The organism is Gordonia shandongensis DSM 45094 (genome assembly GCF_000423025.1).
GTDB classification, from domain to species: Bacteria; Actinomycetota; Actinomycetes; order Mycobacteriales; family Mycobacteriaceae; genus Gordonia; species Gordonia shandongensis.
The window spans coordinates 1-19,104 of record NZ_AUHE01000008.1 but is presented as its reverse complement, the minus strand read 5'-3'; the positions used below and the strand labels follow the sequence as shown (position 1 = coordinate 19,104).

Below are 19,104 nucleotides of genomic sequence, written 5' to 3'. Positions count from 1 at the left end.
TTGCCTGCCTCCTCCCCGGCAGTGCGTCCCGACCCACCTGAGGAGACCCCTCCGTGCGCCTGCGTTCCACTGCCCTCGCGCTCCTGCTCGGCCTCACCCTCGTCGGCGGCACGGTCGCCTGCGGCTCCGACGCGTCCGACCCGTCGGCCTCCGCCGTCTCCGCCGACCCGTCCGACACCCCCGGCACCGCCGAGTACCGCGCCAAACGCGACAAGGCCCTCGCGCAGTTCCCCGACGCGCCCGCCGACACGGTCGTGTCCGCATCGATCCCGATGGCCGAGATCCTCGCCCTCCTCGACGTCCCCGTGGCCGGAGTGCCGTCGAGCACCACCCAGAAGCTGCCCGCGGCACTCGACTCCGTGCCGCGCATCGGCACCCACATGGCGCTCGACGTCGAGAAGATCGTCAGCCTCTCCCCCGACCTCGTCGTCGCCGCCGAAGGCGCCCGCAGCATGGTCGAGTCGAGCCTGCGGGCCACCTCGACCCCCGCGGCCTTCCTGACGACCGACTCCATCGGCGACCTCCGCTTCGCCGCCGACGTGCTGGCGACCGCCTTCGACCGCGAGGAGAAGGGGCGCGCCGTCCTCGCCGACATCGACACGCAGATCGACAAGCTCGCCTCGGCCCGCGGCTCCGCGGACGCACCCCGGGTCCTGGCCCTGATCGGGGCCTCCGACTCGTTCATGGTCATGAACGGCGACTCGTTCCTCGGCAGCCTCCTGCGCCGGGCCGGCGCCGAGAACATCGCCGACACCCGGCTGCGGACCGCCGAGACCTACAGTGCGGTCAACATGGAGGACATCATCGCCGCCCAGCCCGACGTGATCCTCGTCCTGCAGTCCGGCGACGTCGCCGAGGCCCAGTCCGCCTTCGACGAGGAGGTCGAGCGCAACGCCGCGTGGAAGAGCCTGCCCGCCTACACCGACGAGCGCATCCACGTCCTGGACTACAACGACTTCGGCTACACCACCGTCTCCACCCTGCCGACCGCGGTCCCGACCCTCACCGGATACCTGTACCCGTGAGCGCCCCGCCGCAGACCCGGGAATCAGCGGCCTCGCCGACCCTGCAGCGCGCGGCGTGGGCCCTGCCGACGGCCTACGCGGCCCTCGTCGTCGTCGCGGTCGTCAGCCTCGGACTCGGCAGCGTCTACTACTCGGTCGGCGACATCCTGACCTCCTCCCCCGCCGACGCCGCCGACAACGCGCTGCGCACCGTCGTGTGGGACGTCCGACTGCCGCGGGTGCTGCTGGCGATCCTGGTCGGCGCCGCGATCGCCGTGTCCGGCGCACTGCTGCAGACCGTCATGGGCAATCCGCTCGCCGACCCGGGCCTCACCGGCGTCACCAGCGGCGCCGCCTCGCTCGTCCTGGTGATCCTGCTGGCGTTCCCGTCGCTGCACTCGCTGATCCCGCTCGCCGCCTTCGTCGGCGGCACCGTCGCCGCCGGCGTCGTGTACACGCTCGCCTGGCGCAAGGACGGGATCAAACCGATCAGCATCATCCTCGCCGGCGTGGCCGTCAACGCCCTGGCCGGCGCGTTCATCGCCTTCCTGTCGCTGCGGTACAGCGACCGCCTGCCCGCCGCGATCCAGTGGATGAACGGCAGCATGGCCACCAAGGGGATGGACTCGGTGTGGATGGTGCTGCCCTACACCGTGATCGGGCTCGTGTTGGCCCTGCTCTGCATTCCATCGGCCAACGTGATGCGGCTCGGCGACGACGTGGCCCGCAACCTCGGCGAGGGCGTCAACCGGACCCGCATCCTGCTGTCGGTGGTCGCGGTGTTCCTCGCCGCGGCCGCCGTCGCCGCCGTCGGCATCATCGGCTTCGTCGGCCTCGTGGTCCCGCACATCGCCCGCATGATCGTCGGCTCCAACCACGCCGTGGTGATCCCGATGAGCACGGCGATGGGCGCACTGCTCGTGCTGCTGTCCGACACCCTGGGACGGACCGCCTTCAGCACCGAGATCCCGGCAGGCATCATCATGGCCGCGATCGGGGCGCCCTACTTCCTGTTCCTCATGCGCAGACAGGGGATCTGATGCTGCTCGAAGGTCGCGAACTGAACCTGGCGTACGGCGCCACCACCGTCGTCGACGACGTGTCGATCACTGTCGGTGCCGGCGAGGTCGTCACCCTCATCGGACCCAACGGGTCGGGAAAGTCGACCGTCCTCAAGGGCCTCAGCGGCCGCCTCTCGCCGCGATCCGGTTCGGTCCTCGTCGACGGCGCCGACACGGCCTCGTGGTCGGCGCGACGCCGCGCGAAGTCGTTGGGGATGCTCAACCAGGTCAACACCGCCCCGCCGGACATGACGGTCCGCGAGCTGGTGGGTTACGGCCGTCACCCGCATCGCCGGTGGTTCCAGCTGCCGTCGGCCGACGATGCGCGGGCCGTCGGGTGGGCGATCGACCACACCGGTCTCGACGCGCTCGCCGACCGGCCCGTCGCCGAACTGTCCGGCGGCGAGGCGCAGCGGGCGTGGTTGGCGATGGTCCTGGCTCAGCGCCCGCGCGTGCTGCTCCTCGACGAGCCGACCACCTACCTCGACATCGCGCACCAGCACGAGGTGCTCGAGGTGGTGACGGCCCTCAACCGCACCCTCGGGATCGCGGTGCTGATGGTGCTGCACGACCTCAACCAGGCGGCCACGTTCAGCGACCGCGTGGTCGCGCTCTCGGGCGGCCGCGTGGTCGCCGACGGCACACCCGACGACGTGCTCACTCCGGCGTCGATCCGCGACGTGTACGGCATGGAGGCCGACGTGGATCCCGACCCGCGCACGGGTCGGCCGCGCATCCATCTCATCCGCCGCGACTGGTCGCCGGCGGTGCGACAGCCCACTGACGCAACTGCGACAGCCCACTGATGAAGGAGAACGAAGTGATCACCGACGCCGAACTCGAGAAGTCCCTCGCCGGATACCGGGAGTTTCTGGACGGACGCACCACCGTCGTCATCGCGACCAAGGACGAGGACGGCGAGCCCTTCCAGTCGATCGCCCCGTTCGTGGTGCACGACGGCGGTCTGTACGTGTATGTCAGCGAGGTCGCCGAGCATCATCGCCATCTGAGCCGGGCGGCGACCGCCGGCGTGATGCTGCACGGTGACGAGTCGTCGGCGAAGAACATCTTCGGCGTGGAGCGGGCGACGTTCACCTGCGATGTGGAGCAGGTGCCCGAGGAGGGCCACGACGCGGTCTTCGAGGGTTTCGCGGCGCTCACCAATGCGAACATGGTCGACCTGCTGCGCGGCCTCGACTTCCACCTGTTCCGGCTCACTCCGCGCGACGGCCGGTATGTGGTGGGCTTCGGGAAGGCCTTCGACGTCAGCTTCGACGGGGCGCGGTTCGACCATGTCGTGATCGACAAGAAGGCCGACGCGGCACAATCATCGTCCCCCTCGGGTAGCGCCTCGGACACATAGTCCGCGGCGGCCCCTCAGGGGGACGTTCGGGCGAATTGTCGTATGTGACATGCCCACTTGCCACATACCGTGATGCCCGCCCGACGCCCGTGACATAGTGGCCGCATGCGCGCCACCTGCAGTCTGTACATCGACACCGGGTACCTGCTCGCATCGGCGGCGACCCGCGTCACGGGCACCTCGCTGCGCAGCAGCATCAACGTCCACTACCCGGGTCTGATCGACACGCTCGTCACCACCGCGGAGACGCTGTCCGGACTGCCGGTGCTGCGGGCCCACTGGTACGACTCGGCGCGCAACGGCGTCCCCGACGCGCAGCAGGAACGGATCGGCGAACTGGCCAAGGTGAAGCTCCGCCTCGGCAGATTCGGCGTGAACGGCGAGCAGAAGGGCGTCGACCTGCGCATCGGGCTCGACCTGGTGACCCATGCGCGCAATCGGATCTCCGACGTGTTCTTCCTGGTCTCCGGCGACGACGACCTCACCGAGGCCGTCGAGGAGGCGCAGGCACACGGCGTGCAGGTGGTCGTGCTGTCGGTGCCCGCGGCCGACGGTCGCCCGCACGGCGTGAACCGTCACCTCCTGCGAGCCGCCGACGATCTGCATCCCATCGACGGACCCGCCCTCGACGAGTCGGTGCTCAAAGTGGACCGGCGGCCCCTACCCGGACCTGCTGTGCCCGATCCCCCAGCACCGGTCACGGCGAAGCCCGGTCCCCGCCGCACCGGGCAGGCCGCACCGCGCACACCGCTCGACCTCGCTCAGTCCAGGCCGAGTCCCGCAGACCGGCCGGCCTCGCCGCGCACCGCGGCGACGCCCAGCGGTGTGCTCGCCTACAGCTCCACGACGGGTTCGGTGAGCCACGTGATGCCGGAGTACGACGACGTCGCCGACGAGGCGATCGAGGACATCGTGGGCCGCGTGCTGGTCGCCTTCCAGGAGACGGCCGATCCCGAGCAGATCGCCGAACTCGAGGGCGCGCGGCCGTCGATCCCGCGGGACATCGATCGCGCGCTGCTGCTCGACGCGTCCGAGGCGCTCGACCGCTACACCGTCGACGAGGACGTGCGCTTCCGGCTGCGCGCCTCGTTCTGGGAGCAGTACGACCGGGCTTGACACGAGACTGGGCCTGACACGAGACTGGGCCTGACACGAGACCGGGCCTGACACGCGGATGCCGGCTGTTCTGGATCAGCGGACGGGCGTCTCGACCCAGCGGGTCCCCGCGGGTTCCAGTCGGCCGGCGCCGGCGGTGGCGGCGGCGACCGCGGCGTCGACGCTCGCGGGGTCGCTCGTCGCCAGCAGCAGGGTGGCCTCGGCGGCGTATTCGGTGTCGAGCACGTGGACGCCCCGGCCACGCAGGTCGGCTTCCACGCGTCCGGCGTCGGCGTGCGGCAACGCCAGCCGAACCAGGTCGAGGGGTTCGCGGCGCACCACCGGCGCATCCGCCAGCGCCAGGGACACCGCGTCGCCGTACGCGCGCGCCAGGCCGCCGGCGCCCAGGAGGGTGCCGCCGAACCAGCGGACCACGACGGCGACCACATCGCTGAGGTCCGCGCCGCGCAGGACGTCGAGCATCGGGGCGCCCGCGGTGCCGGACGGTTCGCCGTCGTCGTTGGTGCGGGCGATCTCCGCGTGCGGACCGATGACGAACGCCGAGCAGTGGTGGCGGGCGTCGCGGTGGGCGCGGCGCAGTTCGGCGACGGTGTCGCGGGCGGCGTCCTCGGAGTCGGCGGACCGCACGACCGCCAGGAATCGGGACCGCTTCACCTCGAGCACGCCGGTGGTCTCGGCGCCGCGCGGCAGGCTGAGGTAGGGCGAGCGATCGATCACGCCACCATGATCTCAGGTCCGGACCTGGTGCGGTCACGCTGATCCTTGACGGCGACGAGCAGGGCCAGGGCGAGGACGGCGGCGATGGCGGCGAAACCGATCGGGATCGCGACGCCCCACGACGTGACGCCGAGGAGTCCGAAGACGATGGCGGTGATGACGGCGATCCCGACGGAGGTGCCGATGCGCTGCCCGGTCTGCATCACGGCGCCGGAGCTGCCCGCGTATTCGAGGGGCACTTCGGCGAGCGTGAGGGTCTGGTTGGGGCTGATGACCGAGCCCTGGGCCGTCCCGACGAAGGCGAGAGTCAGCACGAGCCACCATTCGCTGGCGTGCCCCGACTCGTGGAGGACGACGACCCCGATGCTGGTGAGCAGGCCGAAGAGCCCGCACACCAGCCCGCCGATGACCACCTTGCGGCCGTAGTCGCTCACCCGGCGGCCGGCCCAGGTGGACGCCAGCGACGCCATGACGGCCGACGGGATGCCGACCGATCCGGCGGCCAGCGCCGAGTGTCCGGCACCGTCTTGCAGGTAGAGGGCCACGAGCACCCAGACGCTGGTCATGCCGAGGAAGTAGAGACCGACGATGATGGTCCCGTTGGTGAAGCTGCGGGTGCGGAAGATCCCGAGGTCGACCATGGGGCTGCCGCCGGTGCGCCGGTAGCGGCGTTCCCAGAGCACCCAGAGGTAGACCAGTCCCGCGCCGAGCGGCAGGGACGCCCAGATCACCGGGTGGGCGCCGGATTCGACGAACGGCAGGAGGATGGCGAGGACCGCGACGCCGAGGAGGACGGCGCCCACCGGGTCGAGCCGCCGCAGGGTCTCTCGGAGTCCGACGGGCGTCCCGGTGCGGGGGTCGCGGATGCGGCTGAACAGGGGCCGCGGGAACCACAGCAGCGCGAGGACGACGCAGATGACGCCGATGGGCAGGTTGACCAGGAACGTGAGCCGCCACCCCCAGTCGGTGCCGCCGATGCGGATCAGGAAGCCGCCGAGGACCGGGCCGATGCCGACGGCCACGCCGACGGCGCTGCCGAAGTAGCCGAAGGCGCGGCCGCGTTCGCGGCCTCGGAAGTACTGCTGGATCATGCCGACGCCCTGCGGGCTGATCAGTCCCGATCCGACGCCCTGGATAAAGCGCGAACCGTTGAGGGACGCGGCATCGGGCGCGAAGCCGGCGGCCACCGACGATGCGGTGAAGATGACGACGCCGAGGATGAAGAAGCCGCCGCGCCCCATGATGTCGCCGGCGCGCCCGGCGGCGACGAGGAAGACGCCGAAGGTCAGGGCGTATCCCGAGAGGACCCACTGGACGTCGGATTCGTCGGCGCCGAGCCCGGATTCGATGGTCGGCAGCGCCACGTTGACGATGCTCACGCCGACGAGGGACATGAAGATCGCGGCCAGGAGCACCCACAGCACGCGCCACCGCGCGGGATCGGGTGCCGTCTCGGGTCCCGATGCGGTGTCCGACATCGGCGTCACCTCCTCAATCGTCGACTCCGGCCCCGACAAACGGTGATCACCATCTCACAATGTTGCATCGGGTAAGTAATCGGATTTATTGTTACTTGTCGCAACTAAGGAGACGATGACGTGATCGACGAGGACCAGGCACGCAGCCTACTCGCGGAAGCGGTCGAACTGGCCCGCGCCTTCCAGGTGGCCCGCAATCGCAGCCACGCCCGCGGCCTCACCGGCACGCGGATCGGCGTCCTCAAACTGCTGCGCGTCGACGACTCGCGGATGACCGACCTCGCCGAGACCCTGATGGTCTCGCTGCCGGTCACCTCCCGCGCCGTCGCCTCACTCGAGGCCGACGGATACGTCGTCCGACGCCAGGACCCCGACGACGCCCGCGCGTCGCTGCTGTCGTTGAGCCAGGCGGGCCGCGATTACGTCAGCGCGCGCGAAGCGCAGTTCCTCGCGCACTTCTCCGAGTCCCTCGGCGACTGGACCGCCGACGACGCCGCGACCGCGGAGGCCGCCCTGAGCCGCCTGCGGGCATCGGTGATCGACGCCGTCAACCGGCAGCAGGACACCCAACCGTCGACAACCCCTGCGTCGACACCCACTGCGTCGACACCCACTGCGACCTGACGATCTCTTCCCACGATTCTGCTAGGACTTTCATGACATCCACCACCAGCCGAACTCGCATCGCACCGAAGGAGTACTCGCACAGCGAGGTCCTCGGCGTGATGACCGGTCTGCTGGCCGCACTGTTCACCGCCCTGATCTCGACGACCATCGTCTCGACGGCCCTGCCGACGATCATGGCGTCGCTGGGCGGAACGCAGCGACAGTACACCTGGGTCATCACCGCGAGCCTGCTCATGATGACCGTGAGCACCCCCATCTGGGGCAAGCTCTCCGACCTGTTCAACAAGAAGACCCTCACCCAGCTCTCGATCGTCCTGTTCGTCGCGGGTTCGGTCCTCGCCGGCTTCTCGCACGCCGTCTGGCTGATGATGCTCGCGCGCGCCATCCAGGGCGTCGCGATGGGCGGCCTCATCGCGACCGCACAGTCGGTGATGGGATCCATCGTGTCCCCGCGCGACCGCGGCAAGTACACCGGCTACATGGGTGCGGTGATGGCAGTCGCGACCGTGTCGGGCCCGCTGCTGGGCGGCATCATCACCGACCACATGGGATGGCGTTGGACGTTCTTCGTCTGCGTCCCCCTGGCCGTGATCGCCCTCGGCCTCATCCAGTGGAAGCTGCACATCCCCCACTACCGACGCGATGACGTGACGATCGACTACCTGGGCGCAGTCCTGCTGTCGATCGCGGCGGCGCTGCCGATGCTCTGGGTGACGTTCGCGGGCAGCTCGTACGAGTGGCTGTCGTGGCAGTCCGCGGCGTTCATCGTCGGCTTCCTCGTGGCCGCCGCCCTCACGGTGGTCGTGGAACTGCGGGCCCCCGAGCCGATGCTCCCGCTGCGGGTGCTCCACAACCGGACGACCGTCCTGATGATCCTCGGCAGCCTCGCCGTCGGCGTCGCGATGTTCGGCCCCGGCGTCTTCCTGACCCAGTACTTCCAGCTCGGTGACGGCTTCTCGCCGACCAAGGCCGGCTTGATGACGATCCCGATGATCCTCGCGCAGATGATCAGCGCCACCACCTGCGGTCAGATCGTCAGCCGGACGGGCCGGTGGAAGCCGGTCATGGTGGTCGGCGGTGTCGCGATGCTCATCGGCCTCGGCGGCCTGGGTCTCATCGACCACACCACGTCGTACCTGGACGTCGCGATCTTCATGGCCGTCGCCGGGATCGGTGTCGGCGCGTTGACCCAGAACATCGTGCTGGTGGTCCAGAACACCGTCGATGTGACGGAGGTGGGCGCGGCGTCGGCGTCGATCGCCTTCTTCCGTTCGCTGGGCGGCGCCGTGGGCGTCTCGGTGCTCGGCGCGGTGCTGACCACCCTGGTGGCCGACAACATGAAGGACGGTCTGCGGGCCATCGGCATCACGGCCCCGCCGTCGACGTCGGGTGACACGAACCTTGACATCAGCTCGCTGCCGCCGGCGGTTCAGGAGATCTTCCACCACGCCTACGCCGACGCGTTCGGGCCGGTGTTCATGATCGCCGCGTGCGTCGCGATCGTCACCTTCATCTGCATTCTCCTGGTCAAGGAGACTCCGCTGCGGCTGACGATCGCCAAGGAGACCGCCCCCGAGTCCGACGGAGCATCGTCTGACCCAGCATCGTCTGACTCCGCATCGTCCGACACCGCACCGGGCGCCGAGCAGTCCGACGGCGAGCAGGACGTGACGGTCAGCGGTCCCGCGAACCGCTGATCGTCTGCGGCCCCGGACGGTGTCGGTTCCCGGACTGTTCCCTACACTGATCTCGACGAGACGTTTTCAGACTATTGGGACAGTCCGGGGAACAGGCCATGACTCTGCGCTTCACACGACGCGTGTCGACGCTGGCGATCAACGGGTTGCTGGTGGTGTTGACGCTCGCCGCTGCGGCGATCCTCGTGGTGCAGATCGTCGGTCGCGGTGATGCGCCCGCGGCGGCCGACGAGTCGACTCCGACGCCGTCGGCCGACGCCCGTCGCATCCCCCTGAACCAGGTGGTCGGCATGACGGTGGGCGATCTGGCCGATCGGATCGACTACGACAAGCGGCGTCGCGAATTCCAGATCATCGTCGTCCCGTTCGACGCGACGAGCACCGACCGGTCGCGTGACGGGCAGCGCATCGTGGCGGTCTGCGCCGACCGCGACGCGGTCTCGCGGAAGACGACCGTGTGGTTGGGGATCCGCGACGACGACGGGCTCTCGGCGCGGGAACGTCGCCGCGTCTCCGCGCGCCCCGGAGCCCTGACCGGCGACCTGCGCACCCGGGTCACCGAGTGTCGCGACTCGGCCGACGCGATCGCCTACTGACACCGCGATCCCAGACCCGAGACATCACAGACACGAGACATCACTGACACGAGACATCCCAGACACGGCAGATAGGCGGCCCGCCTCGGATCTCCCGGGACGGGCCGCCTGCTGCTGTGTTCGTTCTGACTGCTGGGTTCGGGCCGTCAGCGACCGGTCAGCTTGTCCTTGACCGAGTCGACCGCGTCCTTGGCCTTGTCGGCCACCTCCGCGACCTTCTCCTTGGCGCCGGCCTCGGCCTGATCGGCCTGACCCTCGGCCTTCAGATCGTCGTTCTGGGTGGCTGCGCCGGCAGCCTCCTTGGCGCGCCCCTTGAGGTCGTCGGCCTTGTTCTGTGCATCGTCGGAAAAGCTCATGCAGTCCTCCTCTGCTGTGGGGTCCGCCCTGACGGCGGGCCCGTCCCGTCCGACGTTCGGACGATGGTTCCGACCCTACCGATCCGGCGCGATGCTCGCAGACCGCCGCGGTCCGGTGGCCTCGACGCCCACCTCTCACCCTATTATTAACGGGGATTACCGTATTAAATGGAATCGATGGTCCGGGACAGCCGCGAGCACCGGGATCGCCCACCAACGGAAGGACTCTGCACGATGACAAGCAACGACGTGGTCATGGCGTCGAACGCCGCCGATGCCGATGCGCTGGAGCAGCAGCGGCAGGCCGTCGCCGAACTGATGGGCCGCGCCGCCCAGGTGGAGGCCGCCACCCTCGCGGCCGCCGGCGGGAGCGGATTCGCCGACGCGCACGCCGCGGCGGCGTCGTTCGCCACCGACGTGGTCCGCCCGTGGATCACGGCCGCCCAGGACCGTCTGCTGCCGGGCGCCGCGAGCGTCGATCGGGCGCGTCTGCTCACCGAGGGGCTCGTCGGTGAGGCGCGCGTGGTCGGCCAGGTGGTGACCCGCATCGAACGCGGCGGCGCCGCCGAGCAGTATCGGGCCGTCGCCGACGTGACCGCCCTGCGCGTGCTGCTCGAAGTGTTCTTCGGCAAGGTGACCGACATGCTGATGCCGGCCCTCGCCGAGGACGCCTCGGTGCCGCTGGCGACGCTCGTGGCCGATCTCCCCGTCGCGGACGCCGCGCCCGCGGCGGCCGGTGGCGGCGGCTGCTCGTGCGGCGAGCACGATCACGGCGAGCCGGAGCTCGACGTCCGCCAGATCCCGCACGCGATCCGCCACGCGACGGTGTTCGGTGCGTTCGACGCCGTCGCACCGGGAGATTCGATGATCCTCGTCGCCCACCACGATCCGGTGCCGCTGCTGCACCAGCTCGCCGACCGCAGCGGCGGCCGCCTGCAGGTGGAGTACCAGGAGCGCGGCCCCGAGGAGTGGCGTCTGCGTCTCACGCGCGCCTGATCTCCCCTCGACCGCCCATCCCCCGACCGACCCCATCGCCTCGACCGCCCGGTGAGCACCGATCTCGCCGGGCGGTCGCCGTCGGTACCATCCAGGCGTGAGCACCGAGTCCCCTGCCGCGGAATCCGATTCCCGCGGCGCCGGCGCCCGAACCTCCTTCGTGTGGACGGCCGCGCCGATCACCGCGTGGTCGATCGCATTCGTCCTCCTGCGGATCCTCGCCGTGTCGGGGTACCGCTGGGACACCGCGTTCAGCGTCTCGACGACGTTGAGCGTCAGCGACGCGATCCCCCTCGTCTTCGGTTCGCTGATGGGCGGTCACGTCCTGGTGGAGGTGCTGCTGGTGCTGTTGCTGCCGCTGTTCCTCGCCGATCTGCTGTGGGCGCAGCGCGGGCACCGGCCGACGGTGGTGCTGATCCTCGTCGTCGCCGTCGCGATCCTCGTCTCACTGCTCGTGAGTTTCGGCAACTGGTGGCTGCTGGGGGCGTCGGCTGCGGTGTTCGCCCTGTTCGCGGCCGTCCATGCGATGCCCGCCGGGTCGGCGGTGCGGCGCACGATGGCCGGGGCGCTCGCCCGCACCGGGCTCATCTCCGGGGCCGGGGTGCTGATCGCGGCGATCTTCGTGCAGACCCCGTGGGTGCCGCACGAGGTGATCTCGACACGCCACGGCGAGGTGTCGGGGTATGTCCTCAACGTCGACTCGGGTTATCTCGACGTGCTGACCGACGACCACGAGTTCCGCATCCTCATCAGTTCGGATGTGATCAGCCGCCGCTGACGGCGACCCGCGGGGCGGGTCAGCGGCAGGGCTCGCGGCAGGGCCCGTCAGCGGACGCCGGCGTCGAGGAGGGCCTTCTGGTCGGCGAGGGCGATCGCGAGTCCGCCGGCCGTCGTCGGATGCAGCGGCGCCTTCCCGTCGAGCGGTTGGACGAAGGGGTCCGGCGAGCACAGGCCGTGGCCGTCGAACGACGGGCGGGCGACGGGGAACGACGCCGCCTCGGCGCCCTCGGCGAGGACCGTGTTCATCTCGCCGAGCCATCCGTGGAGGATGTCGGCCTTCTCCTCGGTGATCCCGAGGTCGCGGACGCACGACGCGTCGTCGGGCAGCGGATCGTAGTAGGTGTTGATCACGACGGTCGGCGGGTCGGCCAGCGACCGGAGTCTGGTGAGGAGCACCAGGTAGTCGCGGGTGAACGATTCGAGCTGCTGGTGGAAGTAGGCGTCGGAGGCGTTGCCGCCGCAGTCCGGGAGGGTGGCGCACAGGCCGACCAGGTGCGACCAGCCGACGTCGTTGGCGCCGACGCTCACCACGAGGGCGGCCGGTGCCGAGGCGAGGGCGGCCGGCAGTTGGGGCGGCAGGACTCTGTCGCCGCGATGCTGTTCGCCGAGCAGCCCGTCGCGGATGGTGGCGCTGCTGCAGGCCACGCTGGTGACGTCCCAGTCGCTCGCGCGGCCCAGGGCGACGGCGAACGAGCCGCTGGTGCGTTCGCAGGCGGTGTCGTCGGGACTCGGGTTCGGCAGTGGCGGGTTGCCGATGCCCGCGGCCGTCGAATCGCCGATCACCACGACCGATCCGGTGGTCGGCGGGGCCGCTGCGGGCGGCGCCATCGGCACGCTCGGGGCGCCGACGAGCGCTTCGACGGAGGTGATGTCACGGAGGTGGCCGGCGGCGGCGACGGCGGTCGCGACCACCGCGCCCACGTTCGCGGCGGCGGCCACCAGCACACCGACGATCACCATCGTGATAGATGCGCGCGCCGACCGGCGCTGCCAACCGGCGACGGCACCGATCAGCAGCAGGGAGAAGGCCGCGACGATGAGGACCTGCACGATCAGGTAGTCGCGCCAGCCGTCGACGAGGGCGTCCTGGAACTCGTCCTGTGCCGCGCGGCGGGCGTCGGCGTCGGCGCCGGGGCCGACGAGGTCGGCGAGGTTCTCGGACAGTTGCAGGTCGGTGAGTTCGAAGCGGGGCCGGATGGGGCCCGGGAAGTCGATCGTGGTGTCGAGCTTCTGGCCGAACAGGTCGACTTCGCCCGGGCCGCTCCACGACGCCGTCGGTGCCGCCGCACCGACGCGGACCGTCTGGCCGACGGCCTGCACCGTCTGCATCGGGGTGAGCCACAGCGAGATCGTGATCGCGATGGCCGCCACCGCGACCACCGCGACGACGTCGACGATCCGCTTCACCATGGCATCGAGCATGACACGGCGCGCCGGAGCCGCGCAGTGCCCGCCGCAGCCGATCGCGGCGTCACCGCCGGTGATGGATTGGGCCGCCGGTGATGGATTGGGCGGCCGGTGATGGATTAGGCTGAATTCGGTCATCGGGGACACAGCACCGAGGACACAGCATCGGGGGCACAGCATCGGCAACACTGGGGTCGCCCGACGGGTTGCGGGGAGGCGACACCGGAATGACGGTACGGACGGCGGGCTGGGTCCGCGTGGTCTCGACGGGCTGTTTCGCGTTCGCGACGGCGATTCTCGCCGCACTGTGGGTGGTCGCGGTCGTCGAGATGTGGCCCGGGACGAGTCGACAGTGGTTCGTACTGTCGGCGTTGATCTCGGCGATCGTGCACGCGTTCTTCGGTCTGGTTCTCGCGGTCCTCGTGCCGCTCGGCCGGTACGCGATCGTCGGGGCGCTCGGCTACATCATGCTCGCGTGGGCGTTCACCACGCCGGCGTTTCTGCTCGTCACGTGTGTACTGGCTCTTGTCGTCGCCGTGGGCGCCACGCTCCGGAGTCTGGCGCGCGACGCACTGGCCGTCGGACCGCCCGGCCGCTGACCGGACGCGGCGGCCGTTGTGTCACAGTAGTGTCGTGGCTCTTCCTCATGACGACATCGATCCCGACGGCCTGCTCGAGTACTCGGTGGTGTTCACCGACCGCTCGCTCAATCACATGTCGCAGCGCTTCGTGGGGGTCATGCAGGAACTTCTCGGCATCCTCCGCGACACCTACCGTGCCGGCAGTGCCGCGGTGGTGCCCGGCGGCGGAACCTACGCGATGGAGTCCGTGGCCCGGCAGTTGGCGACGGGACGTCGTGCGCTCGTCGTCCGCAACGGCTTGTTCTCGTTCCGGTGGTCGCAGATCCTCGCGTCGGGCGGCATCACCGATCAGGTGACGGTCTGCCAGGCGCGTCCGGTCAGCGATGCGCATCAGGCGCCGTGGTCGCCGGCACCGATCGACGATGTGGTGGCCGCGATCCGCGAGGAGCGCCCCGAGATCGTGTTCGCTCCGCATGTCGAGACGGCGTCGGGCATCGTCCTGCCCGACGGTTATCTCACCGCGCTGGCCGAGGCGGTGCACGAGGTCGGCGGACTGTTCGTCCTCGACTGCGTGGCGTCCGGTGCACTGTGGGTCGACATGGAGGACATCGACGTCGACGTGCTGTTGACCGCCCCGCAGAAGGGGTGGAGCGGGTCGCCGTGCGCCGGGTACGTGATGCTCCGCGACCGCGGCCGCAAGGCCGTCCTGGAGTCGACGACGACGAGTTTCGCGCTCGATCTGGCGAAGTGGCTGTCGATCAGCGACGCCTACGTCGACGGTAAGGCGCCGTACCACGCGACGATGCCGACCGACGGTCTGGCCCACAACACCGCGCTGATGCGCGAAACCGTCGACCTCGGCCTCGACGATCTGCGGGCCCGCCAGGCCGACCTCGGTGCCCGCGTGCGCACGCTGCTCGCCGAGTACGGCATGCCGTCGGTCGCCGCCGAAGGCTTCGACGCCGCAACCGTCGTCGTCGCATTCACCGACGACCCGAACCGCCAGAACGGATCGGCGTTCAAGGAGGCCGGCCTGCAGATCGCGGCCGGCGTCCCCCTGCAGTGCGGGGAAGGCGACGACTACTCCAGCCTGCGCATCGGCCTCTTCGGCCTCGACAAACTCACCGACGTCGACGGCACCGTCGACCGGCTCCGCGAAGCACTCGACAAGCTCGCCAAGTAGGCATCGTTGACGAACAGCTCCGAGCTTCAGCTCGGGCACTGTTCGTTCGCTCGGACACTGTTCGTGTTGGGGCGGTGTCACACTAAGACGCCGAAATCGACCGGCGCCGAACCACTCCAACAAGGGTAGCGTCACCCGCGAAAAACCGGCGGCGTTGGTGTACCCGAGCTCTGCCACCGCCCCGACCCCATGCCGAACAATCACCTCGACTTGGCCATCGCGGCGGCCTCCGTCATCACTGTTGTCGGTGTGAGCGCACTGCGGTTCGGTCAAGAGATCGGGGACCTTGAAGTGGCGTTCACGCCGACCAACATCGTCGATCACCGCCTGCTCCAGCACGCCGGAAGCCTCGCCGACGCATGCATGAACACCCGCACCCGACACCTACTACGAGGCATCCATCTCCACGGCCGTGTCCGGGATGAAGTCGTCCGAACCGAGGCCCGACCTTCGCGCCGCCACCGCGGTGGCGGCGTCGAGCAGGTTCGCGTATTCGTAGCACTCGCTCATGCTGAAAGAAGGCAGAGCCGGTGACGACAGCTGCCGCTTGCACTTCGTGGCGACCACCACGGCCCGGCTTCCAGCATTCCGGACCAGGCTCGGCTGCATTGTTCGCCCCACTGTAAACACGGTTAACTCAGTTACCCCTTGATATGCTGGTCAGTAGATGATTTAGTTAATGCAGTTTCCCCGCCCCGAAAAGGAACGCCATGTCATCCCCAGTCAGCAGCCCTCCTTCGCCACCCGGTCAAGACCATCCCCACTCGCCACCTCGAAGCCGCCCTCACGCTGCGTCCAGCTCGTGAAGCCGGCTCACGCACCGTGCACTTCATCGACATCGAAAACATCTGCGGCACACCGGACCTCACAATCCCTCACGCCCGAAGCACAATGCTCACCTACCACCGGGAGGTCGGCATCGCAGAAGGCGACCACGTGATCATCGGTTCGTCCCACCACAATGCGATCGCAGCCGGAAACGCCTGGCGCGGCGCACGGCTGCTCCCTCCGCGCTCAGGCGCCGACGGCGCCGACCGGGCGATCCGCGAAGCGATCCGGACTGAGGGCATCGATGCGAGGTTCGCTACCGCGTACCTCGCTTCTGGGGACGGAGGCTTTGCACCCGAGCTCGCACTTCTTGCGGCCCACGGCATGACCACCCACGTGGTCTCACGTCCGGAATCGATCTCACGCAAGCTCCGCTTCGCCGCCCACTTCACCACCATCTTGGACACCGTCTCGGTGCTTCACCGAAGGAACCTTTCATGACGAACCCTCTGGTCCGCGCCGCGGACATCGCCGAGCTCGCGGGCGTGAGTCGCGCAGCCGTTACTCAGTGGCGCAAGCGACACGATGACTTCCCCTCACCCATTAAGGATTCATCGACGCGAAGCCCCCTGTTCAACCGCACCGACGTGACGGGATGGCTCACCGCTCACGGCAAGCTTGAAGGAAACTCTTCGCCGGTGAAATCGAAGCAGGATATCGCCGACGGCATCGAAGCACTCCTGCGCGGCCGCGACTCTAACTGGGCCCTCGAGTTCGCGGGCGCCACACTCGTCGCCGAGTATCTTCTACGCGCCCCCGCCGAGGCGACCCCGGTCAACGCGGTGCCCGGGAATGCGCTCGGCAGGCCGGCGTCAACGCTGCAGGGCATGTCCGCGAACGAAGCCCGCGAAACCATCTCAGCCCTCGCCGAAGATTCACGGTATGACGACGCCTTCAGATTGTTCACCACCGTGCCCGATCCTCACGGCTTCTGTGAGATCGCCGTCGCAATCGCAAATCTCACCGCCGACGTCGCGGCCGATGAGCTTCGTGATGTCTACGACCTCATCCTCACTGCCGACCGGCGACACCTTCCGTCCGACCCCGAGCCTGTCGCTGACTTGATCAATGGTCTCGTCGATGTCGTGCCACCGACTCGAGGGGCGGCTGTGATCGACCCGGCCGTCGGAATCGGCAAGACCCTGCTCGAGGTCGGACAACGGCATCCCGAAGTGAACCTCATCGGTATCGACGCCAACCCCGGTGCATTGAGCATTCTGCGGACCAGGTCGATTTTGGCCCAGCGCAGCGTCGACACGCGTGTAGGGAACTCGCTTGGCGCGAACCCCGTTGACGACGTACTCGCAGCCACCGTCGTCCTGACCCCGCCGTGGGGTCTCCGCGATCTCGGCGAAGACTTTGACCCGAACGACCCGAGATGGACCTTCGGCCGGCCTGTTCCACGCTCTGATGGAGTGTGGTTGCAGCAAGCCATCGCGCACCTCGACGACGACGGACGCGCGTTCGTCGTCACTCCGAGCAACGAACTCTTCCGCGGCGGCCCGACCGAAGCACTACGTCACGAGCTGGTTCGTCAAGGAGCGCTCGAAGCCATCGTCGCGCTTCCCTCTGGAGCCTTCGCTCCGTACACAGCAATAGATACGGCGCTCTGGGTCTTGGCCCGGCCGGGGAAGACCGTCGATCCAGACCGAGTCCTGCTAGCCCGAGCGTCACAGGACCCTATGCGTCTGAACGACACCGTCCACTCGTTCGGTGATGTTGTCGAGACGTATCGGCAATGGCGCACAACAGGAAGCATTCCTGACGATCCGCACAGCGTGGTTGTCTCAGCGCGAGAACTCCTCGATCCCCAGTCCACGCTGATGCCCACCACCTGGATTGAGCGTCGTGATGCGGCAAGCCCCTACGAACTGATCACAGAGATCACCGAGCTATCGCGGCAGGTACTCTCAGACACCGACGTCGACAACTATCACCTGTCTACGGTCCGAGCTCGTCGCCAACGGATCACAGACTTCCCTGGCGTAACGGTCCATCGCGGACGGCCGTCGCGTGGAGATGCCGACGATGTCGGCTATCCGACAGACATACCAACGCTCACGCCGCGCGCAGTGGTGGGCTTGTTGGAAACTGGCAAGCTTGTTCCGGAAAAGTTTGTGCCCCGAGCAGACGCGACCTTTCTTACCAAGAGTGACGACATAGTCGTGATGACACACGTCACCAAAGGCCAACCCGCTGCGATCCGGATCGACGTCGAGGGCTGGGCCGTTCCGCAGTCATGTTTCGTCGTTCGTGTCGATCAGTCGGTACCCGGTGCACCAAACCCCGCCTATCTGACCGCATGCATCAACGCAGCGGCAAGCCAACAGCCATCGTCTCGCGGCCTCGTCCGCGTGGTGCCGGCACGTCTCGATGCCCCGGTCATGCCTCGTGGCGACCAAGATGCGATCGTTCGTTCACTCCGCGACGCGGAGGAGGCACGGCGCGACGCCGCCAAGAGGTTTGCGGAGCTCACCCGCCTGACCACGCTGATCGAGACCGCAATCGGGACAGGCGGGATCACCGTCGATCACTGACACGGCCAGCCGACAGTCCTTATGTCGGATCCGAGCACTACCGTCTCAGCCATACCCCTCATCCACAGAGAGAACAGACGCCACATGGCCACCACCAACGCCAGCCTCATCTGGAACATCGCGAACTTGCTTCGCGGCCCCTACCAGCCCAATCAGTACGGCGACGTCATTCTGCCGTTCACCATCTTGCGCCGCCTCGACGCGATCCTGACCCCCGATAAGGACGCCGTACTCAAGGAGTACAGCAAGACCGAGGGCCTTGGGATCGACCCGTTCACGTATCTGCGCGCCCAGTTCCCCCACCTGCCGTTCTTCAATACCTCCGTGTGGGACTTCGACAAGCTCGCCGCCGATCCCGCCGGGCTCGCGGACAACCTCCAGGACTACTTGGAAGGATTCTCCGCGAATATCCGCGACGTGTTCGACGGGTACGGGCTCCCGGCACTGATCGCTGAGCTATACAAGACGGACCGCCTGTTCCTGATCGTCAAGGAGTTCGCGGGCGTCGACCTGCATCCGAATCGCGTGTCGGGGCACGACATGGGCTACATCTTCGAGGAGCTCATCCGCAAGTTCGCCGAGTCGAACAACGCACAGGCTGGCGACCATTTCACTCCGCGTGAGGTGATCGCACTCATGGTCGATCTCCTCTACGCCGACAAGGGCCTCGAGCTCACCAAACCGAGCTATTGTCAAGACCTGTGGATGAGGTTGTTTCAGGCAGCCTCCTGCTGGTCGGGTGAGACGGTGCCGGGTTCGACGAGTTCGCCGTTTTTG

At 68.5% G+C, this 19,104-nt stretch carries 20 protein-coding genes; 15 read left to right on the top strand and 5 right to left on the bottom strand.

What is annotated here, in order from left to right; all coding sequences use genetic code 11:
• Positions 1 to 53 precede the first annotated feature (53 nt).
• From G528_RS0108525 to G528_RS0108505, 5 genes are all read left to right on the top strand, one after another.
• The gene (locus tag G528_RS0108525) at positions 54 to 1,025 is read left to right on the top strand and encodes an ABC transporter substrate-binding protein (RefSeq protein WP_026918601.1); all 972 of its coding nucleotides are present in this window, start codon (positions 54 to 56) and stop codon (positions 1,023 to 1,025) included.
• On the top strand, positions 1,022 to 2,044 hold the full coding sequence (locus G528_RS0108520) for a FecCD family ABC transporter permease (RefSeq protein ID WP_211220616.1): 1,023 nt from the start codon (positions 1,022 to 1,024) through the stop codon (positions 2,042 to 2,044). Before G528_RS0108525 ends, G528_RS0108520 begins: the two co-directional genes overlap by 4 nt.
• Positions 2,044 to 2,871 (top strand): ABC transporter ATP-binding protein, encoded by an 828-nt coding sequence (locus G528_RS16935; RefSeq protein WP_051198559.1) that lies wholly within the window; start codon positions 2,044 to 2,046, stop codon positions 2,869 to 2,871. The genes G528_RS0108520 and G528_RS16935 overlap by 1 nt, the downstream gene beginning before the upstream one ends.
• Entirely contained in the window at positions 2,871 to 3,428 is a 558-nt protein-coding gene (locus tag G528_RS16930) for a HugZ family pyridoxamine 5'-phosphate oxidase (protein ID WP_051198556.1), read from the top strand. Before G528_RS16935 ends, G528_RS16930 begins: the two co-directional genes overlap by 1 nt.
• A 105-nt stretch (positions 3,429 to 3,533) precedes the next feature.
• On the top strand, positions 3,534 to 4,544 hold the full coding sequence (locus G528_RS0108505) for an NYN domain-containing protein (RefSeq protein ID WP_026918599.1): 1,011 nt from the start codon (positions 3,534 to 3,536) through the stop codon (positions 4,542 to 4,544).
• A gap of 75 nt (positions 4,545 to 4,619) precedes the next feature.
• Here the strand turns inward: G528_RS0108505 and G528_RS0108500 are convergent, their stop codons facing one another.
• Both G528_RS0108500 and G528_RS0108495 read right to left on the bottom strand, forming a co-directional pair.
• A complete protein-coding gene (locus G528_RS0108500; protein ID WP_026918598.1) occupies positions 4,620 to 5,261 on the bottom strand; it encodes an IMPACT family protein in 642 nt (213 codons plus the stop codon).
• Entirely contained in the window at positions 5,258 to 6,739 is a 1,482-nt protein-coding gene (locus tag G528_RS0108495; RefSeq protein WP_035719469.1) for an MFS transporter, read from the bottom strand. Before G528_RS0108495 ends, G528_RS0108500 begins: the two co-directional genes overlap by 4 nt.
• 120 nt (positions 6,740 to 6,859) lie before the next feature.
• Here G528_RS0108495 and G528_RS16925 point away from each other — a divergent pair, with 120 nt between their 5' ends.
• From G528_RS16925 to G528_RS0108480, 3 genes are all read left to right on the top strand, one after another.
• Positions 6,860 to 7,363 (top strand): MarR family winged helix-turn-helix transcriptional regulator, encoded by a 504-nt coding sequence (locus tag G528_RS16925; RefSeq protein WP_051198554.1) that lies wholly within the window; start codon positions 6,860 to 6,862, stop codon positions 7,361 to 7,363.
• A gap of 32 nt (positions 7,364 to 7,395) precedes the next feature.
• Positions 7,396 to 9,063, top strand: a complete 1,668-nt coding sequence (locus G528_RS16920; RefSeq protein WP_051198552.1) for an MFS transporter — start codon at positions 7,396 to 7,398, stop codon at positions 9,061 to 9,063.
• A gap of 98 nt (positions 9,064 to 9,161) precedes the next feature.
• The gene (locus tag G528_RS0108480; RefSeq protein ID WP_156890403.1) at positions 9,162 to 9,659 is read left to right on the top strand and encodes a hypothetical protein; all 498 of its coding nucleotides are present in this window, start codon (positions 9,162 to 9,164) and stop codon (positions 9,657 to 9,659) included.
• Between the two features lie 146 nt (positions 9,660 to 9,805).
• Here the strand turns inward: G528_RS0108480 and G528_RS0108475 are convergent, their stop codons facing one another.
• Positions 9,806 to 10,015 (bottom strand): CsbD family protein, encoded by a 210-nt coding sequence (locus G528_RS0108475; protein WP_026918595.1) that lies wholly within the window; start codon positions 10,013 to 10,015, stop codon positions 9,806 to 9,808.
• Between the two features lie 234 nt (positions 10,016 to 10,249).
• Here G528_RS0108475 and G528_RS0108470 point away from each other — a divergent pair, with 234 nt between their 5' ends.
• Together G528_RS0108470 and G528_RS0108465 are read left to right on the top strand one after the other, a co-directional pair.
• The gene (locus tag G528_RS0108470; RefSeq protein WP_026918594.1) at positions 10,250 to 11,011 is read left to right on the top strand and encodes a DUF2249 domain-containing protein; all 762 of its coding nucleotides are present in this window, start codon (positions 10,250 to 10,252) and stop codon (positions 11,009 to 11,011) included.
• Between the two features lie 97 nt (positions 11,012 to 11,108).
• Positions 11,109 to 11,789, top strand: a complete 681-nt coding sequence (locus G528_RS0108465; protein WP_026918593.1) for a hypothetical protein — start codon at positions 11,109 to 11,111, stop codon at positions 11,787 to 11,789.
• 47 nt (positions 11,790 to 11,836) lie between these two features.
• On the opposite strand, the gene G528_RS0108460 is transcribed toward G528_RS0108465, so the two are convergent.
• The gene (locus tag G528_RS0108460; protein ID WP_169515248.1) at positions 11,837 to 13,336 is read right to left on the bottom strand and encodes a GDSL-type esterase/lipase family protein; all 1,500 of its coding nucleotides are present in this window, start codon (positions 13,334 to 13,336) and stop codon (positions 11,837 to 11,839) included.
• Positions 13,337 to 13,425: 89 nt separating this feature from the next.
• Here G528_RS0108460 and G528_RS0108455 point away from each other — a divergent pair, with 89 nt between their 5' ends.
• Entirely contained in the window at positions 13,426 to 13,797 is a 372-nt protein-coding gene (locus G528_RS0108455; RefSeq protein ID WP_026918591.1) for a hypothetical protein, read from the top strand.
• A gap of 34 nt (positions 13,798 to 13,831) precedes the next feature.
• The gene (locus G528_RS0108450; protein ID WP_026918590.1) at positions 13,832 to 14,962 is read left to right on the top strand and encodes a pyridoxal-phosphate-dependent aminotransferase family protein; all 1,131 of its coding nucleotides are present in this window, start codon (positions 13,832 to 13,834) and stop codon (positions 14,960 to 14,962) included.
• A 387-nt stretch (positions 14,963 to 15,349) separates the two neighbouring features.
• Here the strand turns inward: G528_RS0108450 and G528_RS18880 are convergent, their stop codons facing one another.
• Positions 15,350 to 15,472: a hypothetical protein gene (locus tag G528_RS18880; protein WP_281170344.1), complete on the bottom strand. Its 123-nt coding sequence runs from the start codon at positions 15,470 to 15,472 to the stop codon at positions 15,350 to 15,352.
• 312 nt (positions 15,473 to 15,784) lie between these two features.
• Here G528_RS18880 and G528_RS18025 point away from each other — a divergent pair, with 312 nt between their 5' ends.
• The 3 genes from G528_RS18025 to G528_RS16910 form a co-directional block, all read left to right on the top strand.
• The gene (locus G528_RS18025) at positions 15,785 to 16,231 is read left to right on the top strand and encodes an NYN domain-containing protein (RefSeq protein ID WP_051198547.1); all 447 of its coding nucleotides are present in this window, start codon (positions 15,785 to 15,787) and stop codon (positions 16,229 to 16,231) included.
• A complete protein-coding gene (locus tag G528_RS0108435; protein WP_026918589.1) occupies positions 16,228 to 18,327 on the top strand; it encodes an N-6 DNA methylase in 2,100 nt (699 codons plus the stop codon). Before G528_RS18025 ends, G528_RS0108435 begins: the two co-directional genes overlap by 4 nt.
• Positions 18,328 to 18,411: 84 nt before the next feature.
• Positions 18,412 to 19,104 (top strand): type I restriction-modification system subunit M N-terminal domain-containing protein (locus tag G528_RS16910; RefSeq protein ID WP_156890401.1); only part of this gene is annotated, 693 nt, incomplete at its 3' end.

Coding starts and splice junctions, on each gene's coding strand:
- G528_RS16935 (WP_051198559.1), top strand. CDS start 2,044: ATGCTGCTCGAAGGTCGCGAACTGAACCTGGCGTACGGCGCCACCACC.
- G528_RS16930 (WP_051198556.1), top strand. CDS start 2,871: ATGAAGGAGAACGAAGTGATCACCGACGCCGAACTCGAGAAGTCCCTC.
- G528_RS0108505 (WP_026918599.1), top strand. CDS start 3,534: ATGCGCGCCACCTGCAGTCTGTACATCGACACCGGGTACCTGCTCGCA.
- G528_RS0108495 (WP_035719469.1), bottom strand. CDS start 6,739: ATGTCGGACACCGCATCGGGACCCGAGACGGCACCCGATCCCGCGCGG.
- G528_RS16920 (WP_051198552.1), top strand. CDS start 7,396: ATGACATCCACCACCAGCCGAACTCGCATCGCACCGAAGGAGTACTCG.
- G528_RS0108480 (WP_156890403.1), top strand. CDS start 9,162: ATGACTCTGCGCTTCACACGACGCGTGTCGACGCTGGCGATCAACGGG.
- G528_RS0108475 (WP_026918595.1), bottom strand. CDS start 10,015: ATGAGCTTTTCCGACGATGCACAGAACAAGGCCGACGACCTCAAGGGG.
- G528_RS0108470 (WP_026918594.1), top strand. CDS start 10,250: ATGACAAGCAACGACGTGGTCATGGCGTCGAACGCCGCCGATGCCGAT.
- G528_RS0108460 (WP_169515248.1), bottom strand. CDS start 13,336: ATGACCGAATTCAGCCTAATCCATCACCGGCCGCCCAATCCATCACCG.
- G528_RS0108455 (WP_026918591.1), top strand. CDS start 13,426: ATGACGGTACGGACGGCGGGCTGGGTCCGCGTGGTCTCGACGGGCTGT.
- G528_RS18880 (WP_281170344.1), bottom strand. CDS start 15,472: ATGAGCGAGTGCTACGAATACGCGAACCTGCTCGACGCCGCCACCGCG.
- G528_RS0108435 (WP_026918589.1), top strand. CDS start 16,228: ATGACGAACCCTCTGGTCCGCGCCGCGGACATCGCCGAGCTCGCGGGC.